The organism is Caldivirga sp. MU80 (assembly GCF_001663375.1).
In the GTDB taxonomy this organism is placed as follows: domain Archaea; phylum Thermoproteota; class Thermoprotei; order Thermoproteales; family Thermocladiaceae; genus Caldivirga.
Window position 1 is genome coordinate 34,434 of sequence record NZ_LCTF01000014.1, and the last position, 18,492, is coordinate 52,925.

12 protein-coding genes are annotated in these 18,492 nt (G+C 47.6%); 7 read left to right on the top strand and 5 right to left on the bottom strand.

The window, feature by feature from the left end; genetic code table 11:
* The first annotated feature begins 31 nt into the window (after positions 1 to 31).
* From AAX04_RS05525 to AAX04_RS05535, 3 genes are all read left to right on the top strand, one after another.
* Positions 32 to 2,989, top strand: coding sequence for a DUF1156 domain-containing protein (locus AAX04_RS05525; protein WP_238377812.1), 2,958 nt, complete (start codon positions 32 to 34; stop codon positions 2,987 to 2,989).
* Positions 2,980 to 6,111 carry a hypothetical protein gene (locus tag AAX04_RS05530; protein WP_084761214.1) on the top strand — a complete coding sequence of 1,044 codons (3,132 nt, stop codon included), beginning with the start codon at positions 2,980 to 2,982 and terminating at the stop codon, positions 6,109 to 6,111. Before AAX04_RS05525 ends, AAX04_RS05530 begins: the two co-directional genes overlap by 10 nt.
* 71 nt (positions 6,112 to 6,182) lie before the next feature.
* Positions 6,183 to 8,672: an SNF2-related protein gene (locus AAX04_RS05535; RefSeq protein ID WP_066795262.1), complete on the top strand. Its 2,490-nt coding sequence runs from the start codon at positions 6,183 to 6,185 to the stop codon at positions 8,670 to 8,672.
* Here AAX04_RS05535 and AAX04_RS05540 read toward each other — a convergent pair.
* From AAX04_RS05540 to AAX04_RS05555, 4 genes are all read right to left on the bottom strand, one after another.
* Positions 8,661 to 8,852: a transposase gene (locus AAX04_RS05540; RefSeq protein WP_066795265.1), complete on the bottom strand. Its 192-nt coding sequence runs from the start codon at positions 8,850 to 8,852 to the stop codon at positions 8,661 to 8,663. The genes AAX04_RS05535 and AAX04_RS05540 overlap by 12 nt on opposite strands.
* Positions 8,853 to 9,024: 172 nt before the next feature.
* The gene (locus AAX04_RS05545) at positions 9,025 to 9,921 is read right to left on the bottom strand and encodes a hypothetical protein (protein WP_066795268.1); all 897 of its coding nucleotides are present in this window, start codon (positions 9,919 to 9,921) and stop codon (positions 9,025 to 9,027) included.
* Positions 9,922 to 9,967: 46 nt separating this feature from the next.
* Positions 9,968 to 11,974 carry an ATP-binding protein gene (locus tag AAX04_RS05550; protein WP_066795271.1) on the bottom strand — a complete coding sequence of 669 codons (2,007 nt, stop codon included), beginning with the start codon at positions 11,972 to 11,974 and terminating at the stop codon, positions 9,968 to 9,970.
* Positions 11,965 to 13,140 carry a DNA double-strand break repair nuclease NurA gene (locus AAX04_RS05555; protein ID WP_066795273.1) on the bottom strand — a complete coding sequence of 392 codons (1,176 nt, stop codon included), beginning with the start codon at positions 13,138 to 13,140 and terminating at the stop codon, positions 11,965 to 11,967. The genes AAX04_RS05550 and AAX04_RS05555 overlap by 10 nt, the downstream gene beginning before the upstream one ends.
* Positions 13,141 to 13,239: 99 nt before the next feature.
* Here AAX04_RS05555 and AAX04_RS05560 point away from each other — a divergent pair, with 99 nt between their 5' ends.
* Positions 13,240 to 13,461 carry a hypothetical protein gene (locus tag AAX04_RS05560; RefSeq protein ID WP_066795275.1) on the top strand — a complete coding sequence of 74 codons (222 nt, stop codon included), beginning with the start codon at positions 13,240 to 13,242 and terminating at the stop codon, positions 13,459 to 13,461.
* On the opposite strand, the gene AAX04_RS05565 is transcribed toward AAX04_RS05560, so the two are convergent.
* The gene (locus tag AAX04_RS05565) at positions 13,447 to 14,457 is read right to left on the bottom strand and encodes a hypothetical protein (RefSeq protein ID WP_066795277.1); all 1,011 of its coding nucleotides are present in this window, start codon (positions 14,455 to 14,457) and stop codon (positions 13,447 to 13,449) included. The two genes, AAX04_RS05560 and AAX04_RS05565, sit on opposite strands and share 15 nt — an antisense overlap.
* Before the next feature lie 117 nt (positions 14,458 to 14,574).
* Between AAX04_RS05565 and AAX04_RS05570 the strand changes: the two genes are divergently transcribed.
* The 3 genes from AAX04_RS05570 to AAX04_RS05580 all read left to right on the top strand — a co-directional run.
* Positions 14,575 to 15,450 (top strand): hypothetical protein, encoded by an 876-nt coding sequence (locus AAX04_RS05570; protein WP_156519718.1) that lies wholly within the window; start codon positions 14,575 to 14,577, stop codon positions 15,448 to 15,450.
* A gap of 5 nt (positions 15,451 to 15,455) precedes the next feature.
* On the top strand, positions 15,456 to 16,700 hold the full coding sequence (locus tag AAX04_RS05575; protein ID WP_066795282.1) for a hypothetical protein: 1,245 nt from the start codon (positions 15,456 to 15,458) through the stop codon (positions 16,698 to 16,700).
* 9 nt (positions 16,701 to 16,709) lie between these two features.
* The coding region (locus AAX04_RS05580) for a hypothetical protein (RefSeq protein WP_156519719.1) at positions 16,710 to 18,492 on the top strand (1,783 nt) is incomplete at its 3' end.

Sequence of the window (18,492 nt, forward strand, 5' to 3'; positions counted from 1 at the left end):
CTTTAAAAGTGTATGCTGTTTAACTGTTGTGGTGTCTCTTTTAGAGCGTGGCATACCCATTGATAAGGTTAATGAGTATTCGAGTGTTGAGAAGGGTCCTGGTAGGCCACCTCATTGGGAGATGGTTTTCTGGTGGACTAGGAAGCCACTTGCCGGCGCCAGAGCCGTAATAGCCGCATCACTCCTACCTGATAATGCTTACCAAAACATGGAGCAGTTCCTAAGCGACCTATTCCCATGTAGGCATGAGAAGAAGACTGCGCATAGTTGCAACCCATCACAACGCCTAATCGAGAAGCTCAAGGGAAAGAGGCTGCTTGACCCATTTGCCGGCTTTGGTTCAATACCGCTTGAGGCGTCTAGGCTTGGTGTTGATGCTGTTGCCGTTGAGCTACTGCCAACAGCCTACGTATTCCTAAAGGCAATACTAGAATACCCAAGGCTCTTTAGGGACAAGTTCATAGAGGTTGATGGGAAGACCATAAAGGAATTGGGACTTGAGGATGCTGCCAAGCAATTCAACGGTAAGAAGGAGGTGAGTGATTCTGGTAGGTACAAGGTGCCTATACTCATTTATGATGTTGCCAAGTGGGGCTCATGGGTAATCAACAGGCTCAGGGAGGATCCAGTGATTAGGGGGCTTTACGACGCCGACATATACATTGGTACATGGGAGGTCAAGTGCCCGGTGTGCGGCAGGTACACGCCATTGGTTGGTAATTGGTGGTTGGCGAGGGTGAAGAGTGGCAATAGGGGCTATGAGAGGCTTGCCTGGATGGAGTGGCAAAACGGTGAAATCAAGGTGGTGGACCTAAACGAACAATGCAGACAGCAGAGGCTGGGGAATTGCGATAACCTAAGTGCCGAGGTGACAACAAGAGGTGAGGAGGGTGGTTCCGTGAGGTGGGCGAATCAGAAGCTCGTTGTGCCAATAAAGAATGTGGATGCAAGGCGCGAGACCGCCCAGTGCCTATACTGCAGGGCTGAGATAAACCACCGCGTAGTAAACGGTAAGGTGGTTAAGGGCAATAAGAAGGATGGTGATTGGTACGTGAAGTGGGCACTCAGGCAGTGGAATGAGAATTACGAGAAGTACCTAAGGGGTGAAATAACACTTGAGGAGTTGAAGCAATCACCAGCAAGGCCCACGCTACTAGTTAAGATTTACGTCAAGGATGGAGACCTACAATTCAAACCAGCAACACAACAAGACACGGAGAAACTATGGAAAGCCACTGAGGAGCTAAGGAAAATGTGGGGGGATCCAAATATGCCTACGGAAATGTTTGCACCATATCAGATGGGAACTGCAGGTGCTCTTAGGATTACACTATGGGGTTTCGATAAATTCTATAAACTCTTTAACCCACGCCAACTCCTCACCCTAACAAAGCTAGTCAAATTAATTAGACAGACAGGGCATGCAGTTGAGGAGGAGAAACTAAAGGAGAGTTGGAACGCTGAAGACGCGAAAAAATACGCAGAAGCAGTAACAACGTATTTAGCTATGGCGTTGATAAAATATGCTAATTATAATTCTACAAATAATGTGTGGAATCTGTCACTTATAATGGCCCATACTATGAGTATGAGAGGTATTGCAATGATGTGGAATTGGTATGATCAACGACCTGATATTAGCTGGACTGGTTCATACTGGAGAAACATCCAGGTTCAACTTGATTCAATTAACTACCTTTCTAATGCTACGGGTTCCGTAAATATAATTTTAGATGATGCTTCTGAACTTTCCAAACTTAAGGGTGAGAAGTTTGATGTGATAGTGACCGATCCGCCTTATGCTGATGATGTGCCGTATTCAGAGCTTAGTGATTTCTACTATGTCTGGCTTAAGAGGGCTCTCAGTGATGTGGAAAATAATGAGTTAAAACCGCGCTTCCTGCCTGAGGCATTCTTCGACGAGTTTGGCTTGGAGATACCAACTCAGTGGCAGAGGTTTGCGCCTAAGGAGGTGAGTGAGAATGAGGGTCGGTGGGGGTACTTTGAGGTGAAGGTCACGTTTGCTGAGTTGTTAACTAGAGCTTTTGCTAATGTTCTGCGTTTCCTCAAGGAGGATGGGTTACTTGTTGTGTACTACGTTGCTAAGAAGCCTGAGGCTTGGGCTGCGTTGGTTGATGCTTTGTGGCGTAAGAATAGGCTTGAGCTTGTCGCCGCCTATCCAGTTGAGACTGAGAGTGAGGAGAGTGTTGTTGCTAGGGGTAAGGCCTCGGTTCTCGGTGGTTATGTCTCGGCATGGAGGAGGCGGGTTGGGGAGAGGCCGCTTGATTTGGATGTGGCGAGGGAGGAGGCGTTTAAGGAGGTTTCTTCGAGGCTTGAGGCTAGGCTTAAGGCTTTGCGGGGTAGGAAGGGTGGTGTGGCGGCGTGGGTTTACTCCTACTTGGCTGCCCTGGAGTACTTGACGACTCATTACCCGGTGCGGCTTGGTGGTGTGGAGCTTGGTTCTGATGGTTTGATGAGGCAGGCTGTTGTGCTTGCGTTTGAGGCGTTGCTGAGGAGTTCTGGTATTAAGTTGACTGATAGGGGTGCGCATGCCTATCTGGCTCTTAGGATTATGGAGAGTGAGAGTGGTCGTGTGGATAGTGATACGTTGTCATACGTAGAGAAGGCTGTTGGGCTGGAGCATAAGGACTTGATTGGGCTTGGCTTGATTACGGAGGTTGAGACTGGCGGGCCTAATGTGGCTAAGCGCAAAACATTTGAGGTACTGGCGCCGCGTAGTGACACTGTGGATGAGGTTAAGAGGGTTTACTCACTACAGCGTGGGAAGTCTGCCGTACTTGATTGCCTTAGGCAGCTCCAGCTTAATGCCCTAATTAGGTCAGCGATTAAGTGCACTCCTGAGGTTAGGGAGGAGGCCCTTAACCTGGCTAGAGCCTTGATTGAGCTTTCTAAGTCGGGCTTGCTTGATGAGGATGATGCTGACGTAAGGCTTTCAAGGCTGGTTCTTGGTATGGAGTGGTGGCAATGAGTGCCGTGAACCTAAAGTTACTCGCCGAGGGGAAGGTGAGCTCTGCCATAGACATATACGAGGTGTATAGGGCATTATTCCTAAACGAGAAGCCCGAGGAAGTGTACGAAATATACTGTGATCCGCAATCATTCTTCTCCATCACGCACGTAACCCCAGCCTTTAGGCAGTACATAGAGGGTTTCCTGGCGAAACTAAGTAGGGGCGAGAGTGAGGTTTACCTAATGCCTGCCCTGATGGGTGCTGGTAAATCGCACTTCCTAGCATTCATACTACACCTCCTAGCCCTCTATAGGCGGTGTAATGGTGTTGGGGATTGCGTTAGTAGGGAGTTGTCGAAGTACGGTATCGACATCAAAATACCATCGATAAGCAAGGTCCCCAATGTTGCCGTTTTTAAGGGTAGGCAGAGGTTGGGAGATTTCGAGAGAAGGCTTAGGGAGACGAAAATTAAGGATGACTTAAGGAGTATTGTTAGGAATAATGTGCCGTTGGTCATTATTTTTGACGAGACGCAATTCTTCGAGATTGATGAGAAAGACGATTTCGTTGCTTGGATTCAGACCTTGGCTGAGGTTGTTCATGAAATACCGGGAGTGTTCTTGTTCGTGTCCTACTCGCTATTTGCGACTGAGGAACCTGAGCTGGGAACCCGTAAGTCGACATGGGTCACTGGGAGGGGGAAGGAACCAATAAGAATTTCGTTAGATACGGTCAGTGAAATCACAGCCATACTCAGGAGGTGGGGTGGAATAGCCATTAAGGATGTTGATTTAGTCCCCTTGAAGGGCTTGGTCAGCGATGAGGAATATAAACGCCTTAATGATAAGTTTAAGCAAACGTACCCTGTTAACCCGAAACTCCTTGATATCCTCCTAATGCTTGCTAATGAGTCACTGGTTAAAAGGACGAGGATACAGTTAACGAGAGAGCTCCTTAGGATACTTGCACGCGCTTACCTAAACACGAATAGAGGGGAGTTGATAACCTTCGCACACCTTCCGGAGCCGAATGAATTATTGATACCGGGTGGTGATGAAGCAGCCATTTGGACATCACTCCTTCAGTTTTATAAGAGTGATGTGGAGAATATTAAAAGTAGAAACTTAAGTCATTCAACATATAAAGCGGCGCTTTCAATGCTTAGGTATGTATTACTCATGACATATTACCTGAGACTCATGCCAATAATAGGGCTATACCCATCGGAGCAGGACTTACTCGTGGGTAGTTATAATGATTTAGATACGAGTACCGTTGTCCTTAGAGAGGCACTTAATGAAGTTAGTAAGGATACTCATGTTACGAAGATTGACAAGGATAAGTACATATATTGGTTCCTTAGTGATGAAACACAAGCCGTATATAAAGCAGCCGTTACCTACTCAGACATTGATGGTTTAAATATTGCTGTTAACGAATTGGTAAATATAATTAAGGATAGATTGGGCGCCTTCTCTAGAGTTCTCATCTCGGGTGTAAACCCTAGGTCGCTGGATAAGGTTGTTATAATTGCCGATAAAGACTCTTGGCAGGAAAAGTTAAGTAACAGTAAGGAGTCGATACTTGCAGTGGATATACGCGAGTTTGGCATCAAGGTGAAAAGAAACAATTTAGTGGTTATGTTGCCCAACGATGAGGTAGAGGTGCCATCGGAGGCTGTTGGGCTTCTTAAGGGTTATGGAATGGAGGCCAGGGAGAAGAATGGTATTAAAAGTGCCGTTGTTGACCTTGGCAGGATAATAAAGGCTATCGATGAGGTAAGTAATAGGCTTTTGGACTACTTTCCCGATCTATTTAAGATAGAGAATGAGAGTCTTAAGAGGGAGATCGAGGGATACTTAAGAAATCGACTTAATGATAGAAAGTCTGTGGCTCTAGCCACACTTAGGAAGGCGGTAAATACGTGGCTTAGTAAGGCGGTGATTGGATTTAAGGAGCAATCATTCGATAAGCTTGATAGTGCTTTGGTCGAGATTAGTAAGAGGAAGGGTGAGGTCGTGAATACGCTTGCAGAAAGAGTTTTCAACTTCGATTTAGTCAAGAGTTCAATAAAGCGCGGTAACTTCGAAATTATAGATGATTTATGGAACATATACCTTAACAATTCCGAGTTACCATCCGCGCCAATAAGTTTTGATGAGTTCTTAAGTTCCATTAAGGATTACTGTAAGGGCTATAGGTGCGTCTTCAGGATAAATAATGAGTTAGTTTGGATACCGGAGTGCTCCGGTAAGGGTGAAACGCTGAGTTTGGATGAGAATAGTGGGGTTGCGCCCATAATCATTGGTACGGAATTCATTGACTGGCCCGTTAGGCAGTTCCTTGAGAAGCTTCATGAGATGGAGGGTAACTCTACAAGGTATTATATTAAGTATAGGAGACCCAGTGGTGAGGAGGTCGAGGTCAGCATCGATGACGCATTAACGAAGAAGGGTGACTGGCCCTACTTCACGGAGGGCTGTTTCGAGAGGAGGATCGTTAAGGCTTCTATTAAGGTCTTAGTTGATGGAGTTGAGCAACTCTTCATTGAGAGACTTCCGGGTACTAAGGTAAATGTTGAGGTTATTGCGAGTGAGGAGATGGGTGAGTTGATTTACGGCATTAACGGTACTATGAATAAGGCACCCTCGCCAGGCGTTAACTACCGCTTTGAGGTTGAGGTGCCTAAAGAGCCTGGTGAGCATGCACTCAGTATTGAGGCAGTCTTTAAGAGTGGGATTAGGGATCAAAGGACTGTAACAATTTACGTAAAGGGTAGGAGGAGGGAGTGCATTAAATACGATGTTTCTCTAGGTGATGTTGTTAAGAGGATTAAGGTGTTGAAGGCTAATGATACGACGAATTTATTAAAGTATTTGTGGGGTCAGCGTAAGCTCAGCCTAACCCTTAGGGTAAGTACTGAGCAGAAGGTTGGTGAGAACGAGATTAAGCTGAACGCAAACTTTAGGGTGAAAGATACGTCTTATAATAATGTCTTACGTCTATTAATGGCACTGACGGATATAACCCCTACTGTGGAGGCAGTGTTTGAGTTCCTTGAACCCATTGTTGTGGATGATGATATGGCTCAGAAGTTTAAGGGCTGGAACCTGGAGTTCACGGTAATATGTGAAGAATAAAAATAATCAGCATATACTGTATTGAGGGGAATGCATATATAATTGGGGACTAGTGTTTCAATGAGGCAGTTATGGTTTCATTAATAGACATATTGAGGCTTGCTGGTAAGGACCTGTATAAGCATCAGTTAGATCTTGTGTCGGATGTGCTGTGGCTTCCAAGGCCTAGGTTTTTGCTCGCTGACGATGTTGGTCTTGGTAAGACGATACAGGCCTTACTGCTCGTTAAGGTCTTGATGGAGTTGAATAGGGTTAATAATGTCCTAATAATCGTTCCCCGCTCAGTACTTAATCAATGGTCTGATGAATTGGACAAATTTGAGATACAGCATTACCTAATTGAATCGCCAGACTACCCACTGGGTTATCGAGTCTACCTGGTCACGCTTGATAGGGCTAAGATGGTTGATTACATGAATTCACTACAGAAGATGCAATGGGATTTGGTCATAATTGATGAGGCTCATAAGATTAGGTTGGGTAGGGAGAGGGAGAGGCTTGTATACCTATGCAATAGGGCTAACGGCTGCATTCTATTAACCGCAACACCACACACTGGTAATGAGAATGATTATAGGTTCCTCACATCACTCGTTGATAATGTTGTTATTAGGAGGGAGAAGAGGGATGTGGAGGAGTATGAGGGTAGGAGAATATTCCCAAGGTTAAACTACTGGATTGTGCAGGTGAAGGCTACTAGAGAGGAGTCACACGCACTCTACGAGATCCTTAACCTACTTGAGAGGACTAACATTGAGGATATTGTCCGTGTAGTTGTTGAGAAGAGGGCCATGTCAAGCCCATTATCCTTCCTCACAACCCTTAGGAGGGTTGTTGCCAGGGGTGGGTGTGGGGAGGAGGAGCTTGAGGAGGGTGAGTTGGACTCCTGCCTAAGTGGTGTGGCTGGTTGGAGGGATTTAATGGACTTAGCCAGCCAATACTCCAGTGCTGCAGATAGGAAGTTTGATGCACTTAAGAGGCTACTGACTGATAGGTTAGTTGGCAGGAAGGTCCTTATCTTTACTGAATACGCAACCACTGCGGAGTACCTATTCCAAAGGCTCATGGGTGAGTTGGGTAATTGTAGGCTTATTGAATCATCCGATGGCTATGCTAGGGCTGACTGTGGTGATTTCGGCATCATGTATGCCACGTCTAGGGCTAGGGAGAAGATTGATGTTGGTGCCGTTGCCTCAAACCTCGCTGAGTCATCTAAGACGGCGGTATTCATATCCACGGACATAATGTCTGAGGGTGTTAACCTGCAGACGTTTAACGTTGTTGTTAATTATGAGGTTGTTTGGAGCCCTACTAAGCATGTTCAGAGGGTTGGGAGGATTTGGAGGTTTGGTCAAAAGGCTGATTCAGTCTTGGTTATCGATATGGTGCTTAAGACCGCGCTTGAACGTGATGAGTACACGATGTACCTAGACCTTCTGGAGAAATTGTATGAGATATCACTTAGGGCATTGCCTCCCCAAAGCTACGGCGAGTTCGAGATTTACGAGGTTGGGGAGGGGGTATACAAGATAATGGAGATCGGCTCCTCAGTGTTCCTAAGGGAGAATGAGGTGTATGGTGCCTTATTAAGCGCTCGCTTGGATGAGTTACGTAGAAAAATTGAGGCTATATTGAGGGAGAGGGAGAAGATTAGGTGGAAGCCCAAGCAGGATGTCGATAGGGGATTAAGGATTAAGCTAGGCTACCCACCAAGTGCTGATGTTGAGCCAGGCGGTGGCTATTACATCGTTGACTTAGTATACCTAGTGAGGGACAGGGAAACTAATAGGGAAGTGGAGGCGTATAGGGAGAGACTTTTGATTCGCTTACCAACGCCGTTGAGTAAGAGTAGGGAGGTTAGGGAGGCTTTGGTTAGAGAGGTTGAGGTTAATTGGGATGATGTGAAGAACGATAGCGGTGAGGTTAGGGAGGATGAGAGAAGCGAGATTGAGAAGAAGGTTCATACGGAGTTGTGGCTAGATCTAAAGAACTACCTTGAAAAGCTGCAGCAGTACTTAACGATAGGTGAGCCAGGGTATAAGATAGTTAGTATTGCCAGGGCTAGGGTTAAGGGGGGTGTGCAGACCTCAGCGAAGTACTTGGGGGATTTCGAGGATATGGTCATGAGGGAGGTTAAGTCCAGTCGCTCAAGGCAGAGGACTGAGCTGATGGCTGCCGAGTATGCTAAGGAGTATCTACTCAGTATGGGTTATAAAATGATTGAGGGTTATAGGAGTGTTCCTAGGCCTTTTGATATGGTTGTCTCCAGGAATGGTAGGTTATACACCGTTGAGGTGAAGGGTAGGTGGGTTCCGCAGGAAAATTGGAGTCGTAGATATGACGAGGTAGTCTCATTCACGGCTAATGAGATTGATTGGGCATCAAGGTTCCCAGATAGGCACATCGTGTGCATAGTGTACATTAGTGAGGGGAATCTAAGTGAAGTAAACTGCGTAACCTTCGAGGAATTTCAAAGAATGTGGATTCTTGAAACAGTCAGAGGACTTGAATACAAGTACAATGCCCACATTAAAAACTATGAACAACAATCAACGAGTTGAGGAAGGCTTAGGCTTAATCCTGATGTAGAATTCAGGCTTGCCCCTACCCGTGGTGTTCCTGTAGTGTTGGAATATTCCACCACATTTGTTGCACTTATACCTCGTCACCTCATAGAATCTGAACCTCCAAGTCTTAATTGGTGTTAAGTCCTCCGAGCCACAGTAAGGGCACCTAGGCATTAATACGTAGTACTGTTGCCGTTAATTTAGGTGTTTCGGTTACGATGAGCCCCACATTCCCCTTAATCCCTTAGCGTCGATAACTCCCTCACCTCATCCCTGTATTTTGCTAAGGTGTCTCTAACCTCCTTAACCCTCTAGGGGGTGGTTAGCTGGGAGCAGTGTGAGCCACTTAGTGATTGGTCTCAGTCTTGTTTCTATACCTATTCTCCAGTTCCTTATGCACTTCCTCTATTCTCTTTAATGCCTCTTCAATCTTCGCCTTAGCCTTCTCAAGCTCCCCATTGCTCATGCCTTTTGCTACTACTCCCCATGCGTAGATTAGCATGTTCATGGATAACCTAGCGAGTAATAAGTCCCAGTGAATTGCGTCGAGTATTACTAGGTCGTCCTCCTCGCACTCAGCCGGCATCATGACTGTCCGCATTGGTGGGATGTCGATTTTTGAACGCATGTAATCAAACACGGCAATTCCCAAGGCCCCAAGCACACCCCCTCCATTAATCATCGCCACGGCGTGGATGGGTTTTGATAGTGAATTGTAGGTTTCATATATGAAGTCCATGGGCTCAGTACTAGTACCGAGGATACTGCCTAACCAACTCCTCGACCAATCCAATGCCTCATTAACCTCATTACTCAAGTTCTCGTATTGGCTGCAGAGCGCATAATCCTCACCCCTACCCTCTCCACACCTCCTAAACCTACCCAACTCAAAGCCCCTAGCCAAACTCAATCTCTCCCCAAGCCAAGCATTGCCGAACCACCTATCGGCGTAGAGGCCGACCGCCAGGGACTCTATGATGAGCCTCATTGAGGATAGGGTGGAGTATGGTGCGCACTCAAGCACCGAGTGCGGTATGTAGTTGGCGAGTGGCTGTACTAGGTTCATCAGTGCGAACGTGAAGAGTGAGTTAGGGTTAAGGGTGGCTGGCATTAAATCATAGGCATCACCAATTAAGTCACTAAGATCCTTGAGGAGGCCAGGCCTATTACCAGATATAAACCTCAGGTTTGACTCGCAGAAGTCACACGCAGCCCTACACGGCTTAAACTCACCAGCACCCATACAAACCCTTAAATAAACCCCCTTAAAACAATACCCCTAAGCAAAGTTACTTATGGCTCCTGTGCATTGTCTGTGGTGGTATTGCCCTTGCCGTTACTGAATGCGTCCTGAAGACGTAGCTCTTAACCACCGCCACGCCGTCCTGTGCGTAGGTTACCTCACTGGAGTACTCCCTTAAACCAACCCTCTCAAGCACATGCCCCTCACTCCTAAGGGCGATCTTCGTGTTTGTTAATTGTAGTATTAGGTTGTTTAGGTCGTCTGGTGTGTGGGTTGCGAAGACCACTCCAATCCTCCTAACCCTACCAAGCCTAGTCAGCTTGTTTATCATAGCCTCAACAACATCCTTGTTGAAGTCCTCCACTCCACGTTCAGGTTGCGGGAAGTAGTTGTGGGCCTCGTCAATGAGTATGAATGTTGGCCTTGGCTCACCACCACCCCTCAACTCAACATCCCTAACCTCGAAAACCCTTGATAAAACCCTGTAGACGATTATTGATGCTGCCGTTGGCTGCTCCCTAAACAACCTAAGGTCAAGCACGATCAAGCCTCCGTTAAGCAGTTCACCGTAGTTGGGCTCCTCGAGGAGCACGGACTTACCGCCAACAGTGAATTTAACGTCCATTACGCCTAACCTGCCTAGCATGTGGAGGCCCCTCACTATGTTATCCCTCTGCTGCCAAGCCAACCTAAGGCACTCGGCAGCCAACTCAACACAAGCCTGCTCACGCAAAAGGGCGTCAAGATCCACCACCCCCTGCTCAACAGTCCCCTCACCCCCAGCCCTAGCCTGAACCTTTGCTTGAGGCCGCTCCCCAGGGCACCTACTACCCCTTTGGCTTAACTGCTGTGCGCAGTTGACGCCGTGATTTATGTAGTTCATTGCGTTCTCAAGAACCCTGGGCAGAATCACCCCAACCCTCTCCGAGAATACTGGGAATATCCTAGGCAACTCAATGTACACGTCGCTAAACCTAAGCGACCATGGGACCAGCCTAAGCCTGAAGGATGAACCACCAACCTTAATGGTTGCCTCAACCCAGTGCAGCACAGCCTCAGACCCACCGCCACCCACTGAGGCATTAAACCCCTCAACCTCTGCATCACCGTACACGTCCCTTATGAAAAGCCTGAGTAGTGCATAGCCTAACGCCTTAGCCAGGGTTTCAGCATCCTTAACGTCACTCAACTCCGCACCCCCCTCACCTAGGTAATCCTCAAGGTACTCAACCCCAAACACCCCCTCAATCAACCCCCTGTAACCTTCAAGGTAATCCCTGGTGATGGGCTGTATCACGGTTAAAGAGCCCACTGGCTTGAATAGTGGCTTTGCGTTTACTGGGTTTGGTAGGGCTAGGTGTGGGTAGTCGCCCTGTAGGTCTAGGGCCAGCACCGTCGAGCCCTTCACGTTGTTCAGCATTGAGAGTGCCATGTTCTTCAAAAGCACCGTCTTACCACTACCAGTGGTCCCAATCACGAGAACATGCTCGTAGAGTGCATGGGTCGGTAGCTTAACATCAACACCCTCAACAACCCTACCACCAGAGTAGAGTTCACCAATCAACACCCCCTCACCCGGTAGTTGAAGCATCCTCCTTAGGAATGTTGGGCTTGGCTTGAAGACAATGCTCAATGGGTCTATTGGTGTGTGGACAGTGTTGGGTTCACAGTCCTCGAAACCCTCAAGCGGGCACTCGGTCAATGGTTCAAGGAGTATTGTTGCTGGTGTTGCAAGGCCTGTGTAGTCCTCGGTTGGTTCAAGTATTGGTGAGGCGCCCACAAGCCCCATTACGTGGCTCCTCCTAACCTCAACAACCCTACCAAGCACAAGCCTCCCATGTATAATCGTGGCAATCCCAAGGTAATCATTAACACCCACGCCATGCCTAACGTAGTCGTTGAAGGGTACGTCGACGAGAACCTTAGCACCCTCAGAGCCGACGATTATGACGTCGCCTGCGGAAACCCTACCAATGGGTTCACCAAGCCCCCTCTCAACAACAGCCTTCAAGACACCCCTAGCCGAGGCGCCTACATCAACCCCTATGCCCACGCTGCACCACCCAGGTTAGCCACCTCCCTCATGACTGACGCCGCCTCCTGCTCCGTGTCGTATGTGAACGCCACGTTAGCTGACTTAGCCATTCCGTAGAACAGTAGGTATAGGCTCCTTGTAATGCCCTTAGCAAACCTATCGGCAATGTCAATAACGTAGGGTAGCCCATTACCATCTATGCTCAAGGCAAGCCACTTAACGAGGCAATCAACCTCACCCCCAAACGAGTTGTAGGTTGATGCAAGCGCCTCAACCCTAAAAACCCTGGAGCCGAAGCCACTGTGGACGTACCAAAACACCCTCTCAGGGAACATGAAGCTTGTTAACCCACCAGCCTTACCGTGGACATGCCTAAACGGCCCAATGAGGACTACATCACCAACACCACCACTAAACCTCCTACCCACGGCCTGAACCACGGTTGGGTCGTTACAGTGCCTGGGGTCTACGTCAACGTTAAGCTCCTCAATAACCCCACCACTGCATAGTTTCCTGGAGTTCTCAACCCTCTTAACAACACCAACAACCGGCACACCAACCCCCTCAAGCCCATTAACAGCCGTAATCCTACTGAAGGCTAGGTTAGCCTTCTCCCTAACGCCTAGGTAAATTGGCCCATCGAGGATAACAGCATAGCCCCTGTTGAGCCTCCTGGCTAATTCACCTATGGCCCACGCCTCAAGGCTCATCCTAACGTCATCACTGATGTCATCCTCATTAGCATCCTCATCAAAATAACCACCACCGGTGAACCTAACCCTAACGAACCTGCTCAACGACACATCACCCTCAATGCTCTTAAGCACGTCAATAGGCGCCTTAACACCCATGAAGCCGACACCACCCTCAAGCCCACTTAACGTTGGGTATAGCATCAAGGGGCTACCACCAACACCCCCGTAGACGGCAACACCGGCTAGGAAGACCCTGAAGCCCGGTGAACCAAGCCTCCTGGATGAACCATCAACAACCACGGTCCTCAATAGGCCACTGCAACCCAAACCACCCCTACCGGTAACCTTAAACTCCCCACTCAGGGTCGTTGTGAATGCTGAGTCATCCTCACCAGCATAGGGTCCACCTGGGCTTAGGCTAACCTTAGAGGTGGATAACCTACCTAGGAGCTCCCTGAAGAGCAATGTAATGTCAATAGTACTAGGCACTGCCTACTGTCCACTTCAGCATTTTAACGCTTACCCCTTCAGCATAGGACCTTTTATTTTAACCCATCACCCTAAATACCCCAAGCCCATTAGGCATACATGAAGCTTAGGTTGATTAGCCTAGACTGCACGGGTACAATGGGTTACTACGGCCTTGGCTTCAAACCAGACAACCCGGCAAAACCAGTTGAGGCGATTGTTAAGCATAGTGGCGGTTACAGGGTTTTCAAGGCTTGGGTTGATTACTTAAACGGTGAGTGGGCAATCGAACTACCCATCACTGAGGACAACATTGAGTTAATAGGCCTAGTTAACGGTTAGTGAGGTACCCTTAAGCACAGTGTTCATTATTAGGCTACCTAGGTCTATACCTTGGCTACTCATTACGATTGGCATTATGACCGGCTTACCCTTAACCTTAGTTAACATGTGAAGCTCACTCACCACTAACCCCACTCCAAGCCTAGACCTGGCGACCATGTCGACCATCGCCATGTGCCCCATTAGGTGTGTTAGAAGTAGCCTAGTCATGATGAACCTACCTGATTCACCAAACCCATCCCTATACCTACTCAGCACTGCATCAGCAGCCTCGGCTTCATTAATGCACTGCTCATATATCAACGCCGACAGGAAGAGTGCATCGACGCCATCCTTACCCAGCTTAATGATCACGTTGTAGCCTGGTGGTTCGAAGAAGTTGAAGTAATGGTACTCCTCATCCCAACACCAGACGTTGCTCCAACTCTGGCTCCTCAAAGCCTCATAACACTCCTTAGAATCCACCTCACCAGCCTTAGCAACAACACTACTGTTATTCAAACCAAGTGCAGTAATCAAGTCATCAACGTTAATCCTACCACTGAACCTGGCAACAGCACCAATAACCTCCGCGCAATCCAGTAAAGCAGACACCTTACTAATCCAGTCACCAATACCACTGATCCTTGGGATTAAGTCCTCTGGGTCCTGACGGTCAGCGTAAAGCATCAACATGGTGTTTAAGAGGTCAACAACGTTCCTATTACCCCTAAGCAGGGTCTCAATACCCTTATCAGTCACCTTGTAGCAACCCCTACCATCCCTCTCAAGTAGCCCATCCTTAACCATCCTATTAAGCGTGTTACCGATGGAACCCTTACTACCACGCCCAACAGCATTAAAAATCTCACTGAACCTAACGCAATCCACACCGTTAAGCATCGCCCCATACACAATAGCCAAAACAACCAGTGATGTACTCCTACCCCTACCACTCTTAGCTGTAGCCCTAGCTTCCTGCACGTAAATAGGTGAGGTACCCCTACCCTTACCCACAATCCCAGTAAACCAACCATTGTTAATAAAGTTAACTATCCTACGTAGCCTAGTTCTACTTTTGGTTCTACTAAAGGAATATCCAACACGTAACCGCTAGGGTAACTGGTGAGGCGGGTGTTAAACCTCAAGCCGGGCGCCGAGTGGGTTCCGGAGTCTAACGTGGATGTGGCTAGGTCTGACGTAGACTTTAGTGCCGGCGGTTTCTGTGAGGGTGTGGCCTACGATGTCCTAGCCTACTACGTGCCCTACAGTACTAACTCGAATAGGGGGTGGGGTATCTACTTCGTTAGGCCTAACATGGAGAGGGATTTGAGTAACCTGGCTAGGCAACTAATCAACAGCAGCAGTAATAGGCCTCCTAGTAAGGGCAAGTACCTGGTTATGTTAATCTACCCGCAGGTGCTCTTCCTTCACGAACTCTGCCACCACACCCTTGAGAATGTTAGGTTCAGTATGGATCCAATGCCCAGCAGCATCTATGAGCCTAGTGACGAGGGGTTGTGCAACTACGTGGCTTTTAGGCTTGTTGAGGAGTCCTCGGAGGGCTCGTTAGTAACCGTGATTAGGCCATTCATAATAGACCACGGGGATCACATCCACATCGACTGGTACTCACCAATGCGCTGGCTTGTGATTGAGCCAGTTTACCCCAGGTTCACGTTACCGTGGCCCTACGGTAAACTAGGGGCAATACTAATGGCCTTCAACGGGATAGGCAAACCAGTGGTTAGGGAGGCATTGTCGATACTGTACAGGTGGTGGAGCCTAGACAAGCCCAGCCTATACAAACCAGTGGTAAGTACGAATTACAGTGGGGATTTCCTGGAGGCTTTCATAAACCAGTTGAGGAGCGACCTAATACCATTCCTAGACAACGTACTATCCACTAAACCAGTCAGCAGCATATGGGCCAGGATCGACGTTGATGATAGGGAGCTTAAAGTCAAGTGCCCACAAGGGCAAGGGTATAAGAATAAGGTAACCGGGTGATTGGAATGGCTGAGTGCCAACCCAAGATACCGGAAGTAAACTACAGGAATGAGGATTGGTGGAGGGAATTCTTCATAAAGGACTTCGCCGAATTCTACTCATCACTTAAGGGGTTACTTAACGCTAAGAGCGCTCTACTAAGTGAGTTATCAGGAGACTTGGCTCAGGTGCTCGCGGATCAAAGTAAGAGGGACTTGGCATTGAGGATTCTGCTTGGGGGTGTAAAGGATGAGTGTGTAGAGCAAGGTAAGATAGAGAGGGGCTGCATTCCACCTGGCTCAGCGGCGCACTTCTACAGGTATGTGCTTGGGGTTGGGTTAGGGAAGGACATATATAGCGATTTAAGTGAAACAACGAGGCTCGTGCAGATCATAGGGCGTAAAGGCTTGGAGAAGATTGGCGATGAAAGACTGGGAATGCTGGTAAGCAGTTACTCAAGTGAACCTCCACCATTGGGTACTATAAGTGAGATTAATAAGCTAGCGGGGGGCATTTACAATAGGTTAAGGAGGGTAATACCGGAGCTGGAATCAGCGAATCCCGTGAATTATGATTATAGGGATTTGGTTAAGGCTTTTGAGGACTTCCTAAACAAGGGCATTAAACTACTGCCGCTGTATAACCCATTCACATTCTTCATACAGTCCCTACGCTCAACACCAAAACCATACCTCAAAATCATGTACTGCGACGAGTTATTCAGCGACCCCATCAGGAATTTAATGAGTAAGTACGGGATTGGACTAGTGAAGATACTGGATCCAAACCTAGGTATATCAAGTCTGGATGATGAATTAGCGGTAATTGGGCATGAGGATGGGAGCGTCGGCGACCTATTAACCCGACTCATATGGGGTATCTACGAATTAACCTATGAACTGAACCAGCTGGGTTACCGCGTAAACGATGAACTTAAGGAATATGTTAATGTTAGCAAATACCGTGGTTACTTAGATGAATTCGCCAGTAATGCTAGCGACATCATAGCCGCTGATGTTAAATTAAAATGCGGACACCGATTAAGTCTTGAAGCCCATGGAGGACTCATAAGGTTAATGGACAACGGTAGATACGATGTTATGTCATTTAATGAATCCTGCGATTTCAGGTTGAAAAAGGGGAAGGAAACATGGAGCGATACTATAGACATAAGGTATGAAAGGTTTTTGGAGGTGTTTTCACAGTTGCTGTTCCTTGGTGTTGCATGGATTTCTAAGACCGACCGTATCATGATGTATGTATTGCATTAGGTGGTTGTTATGGCTGAGAAAGTAGAGGTCGTTAAAGAGGAGTTTCCTGAGGGTTACGTGCTTTACATAATACGTGGCTTTAGGGGCTTGGGTTCATTATCGATACAGGCAATGCCAAGTAGCGTTGGCACCAGTGTTGGTGAGGGTGGGGAGTTTAGGGTTAGGTTTACTAGGGTTGATGTTGATTTTACGAATCCCCCAAGTCTCAGCCTGAACCTTAACTCATCAAGGCCTAAAATAACTACCACCGCTACTCCAAGGCTAATCGGTGTTAGTGTTAACTTTGAGGGGCCTAGGGGTATTAATCTAAGTGTTAATGCTGAGGTGCCACGCATCCCACCTATAAAGGCGCCGCAGTTAACACCTATTAAAGTCGGCTTCAACGTTACTAGGCGGGTAAAGTTTATTATTGATGATGAGTTCATCGATAAGTTACCAATCATTGGGGCATCCATTAAACCCGTCGTAGTCTCGTTTGGTAAGCCAGCTATTGTGAACCTTCAATTGATCAGTGATTACAGCCACATCATTAACCACATTACTCCACGGGGAGCCGCCTATGAATTCAGAACCGCCTCAGTAACCTTTGCCCAGCTTAGGCAAGTATCCCTAGGCATTATTAACTATGAACTACCAAGCCTAGGCAATGCCACGGCGAATACAACGGCTAAGTCGGAAAGCAAGCCACCCTATGAAGAGAAGGCTGGTGAATTGTCAATTAAGGAAATTGCCGAGGTTGAGGAGGTTATTGATAGGGTGTTGTTTGGCCTTGGTAGGGTTGTGCCTGATAGGGCTTTGGTGATCGTTGCTAGGCGTATTGGTGGTTTTGGCTACATTGAGTTTCTTAAGAGGGTTCTTAGGGAGGTTTACAGGGTTTCTATTGGTGGTTTACCGAATCCGAAGCATGTTAGTAATATTGTGGATCTTAGATTGCTCATACCTATTGAGGTTGGTGCCGGTGGTAGGTTATTTGTAATAGACCTTGTCAGTGGTAATTTGGGTGAGTTACTGAGGGATAAGGCTGAGGAGTACACGCTTAGGAGGGTTAAGGATAGGCTTAGGGAGTTGTTCTCACAGGGCTTCGGGTTCGTGGTGATTTACGGGGATGATGAACATGTAAGTGAATTCATGGGTAGCATGTGGGTTAAGGCTATTCGTGAAGACACCCTCGAATACCACTCAACGGTGCCAAGCCCAATTGAGGTTAACCCTGTTGTTGAGGGGCTTGACGCAAAATCCTCACGTGAATTCTACGCTGTTTTAGCTAGTGTAATGTGGGGTAGGGTTAGTAAGCCGATAGCGGATTACAGTGGGTTTGGTGGTTTTGATGAGTTTGTTGTTTGGCTTGAGGATGGTTACTGGAGGGCCCTTGAGGGTGCGTTAAGGGACTTTGACATTAGGCTTAAGGTTAAGCCAAGCGCCGAGGGTGATGAACACAGCCTCGAGTCAATGAGCCACTACCTAACCAAGGCAACCATGGTTAATTACCTAATCAGGGAGTTGACCGAGGAATTTAGGAGTAAGGGGATTGAGGAGGGTGATGCTAGGTTTAAGGCCTTAGATTGCGTTGAGACTGAGTATCAACTCGGTAATGTTAGGTTCGACGTGTATGTCAAGCCTAACTGCGGCTCTAGGCTTGATGGTTTGGTTGTTGAGGTTGAGACCCTTTACGGGACAGGCACCGTTGTGCATAAGGTGCTTGACACAGTGGAGAGTAGGGTTAAGGCTGGTGTTAATAGGCTGTGGGTCGTTGTACCAAACCCACAGGCCACAATACTCCTACCACAATTAC

Bases quoted from the DNA above. Each gene is read 5' to 3' on its own strand.
- AAX04_RS05540 (WP_066795265.1), bottom strand. From the start codon at position 8,852: ATGCCTAGGTGCCCTTACTGTGGCTCGGAGGACTTAACACCAATTAAG.
- AAX04_RS05575 (WP_066795282.1), top strand. From the start codon at position 15,456: ATGGCTGAGTGCCAACCCAAGATACCGGAAGTAAACTACAGGAATGAG.
- AAX04_RS05535 (WP_066795262.1), top strand. From the start codon at position 6,183: ATGGTTTCATTAATAGACATATTGAGGCTTGCTGGTAAGGACCTGTAT.
- AAX04_RS05560 (WP_066795275.1), top strand. From the start codon at position 13,240: ATGAAGCTTAGGTTGATTAGCCTAGACTGCACGGGTACAATGGGTTAC.
- AAX04_RS05545 (WP_066795268.1), bottom strand. From the start codon at position 9,921: ATGGGTGCTGGTGAGTTTAAGCCGTGTAGGGCTGCGTGTGACTTCTGC.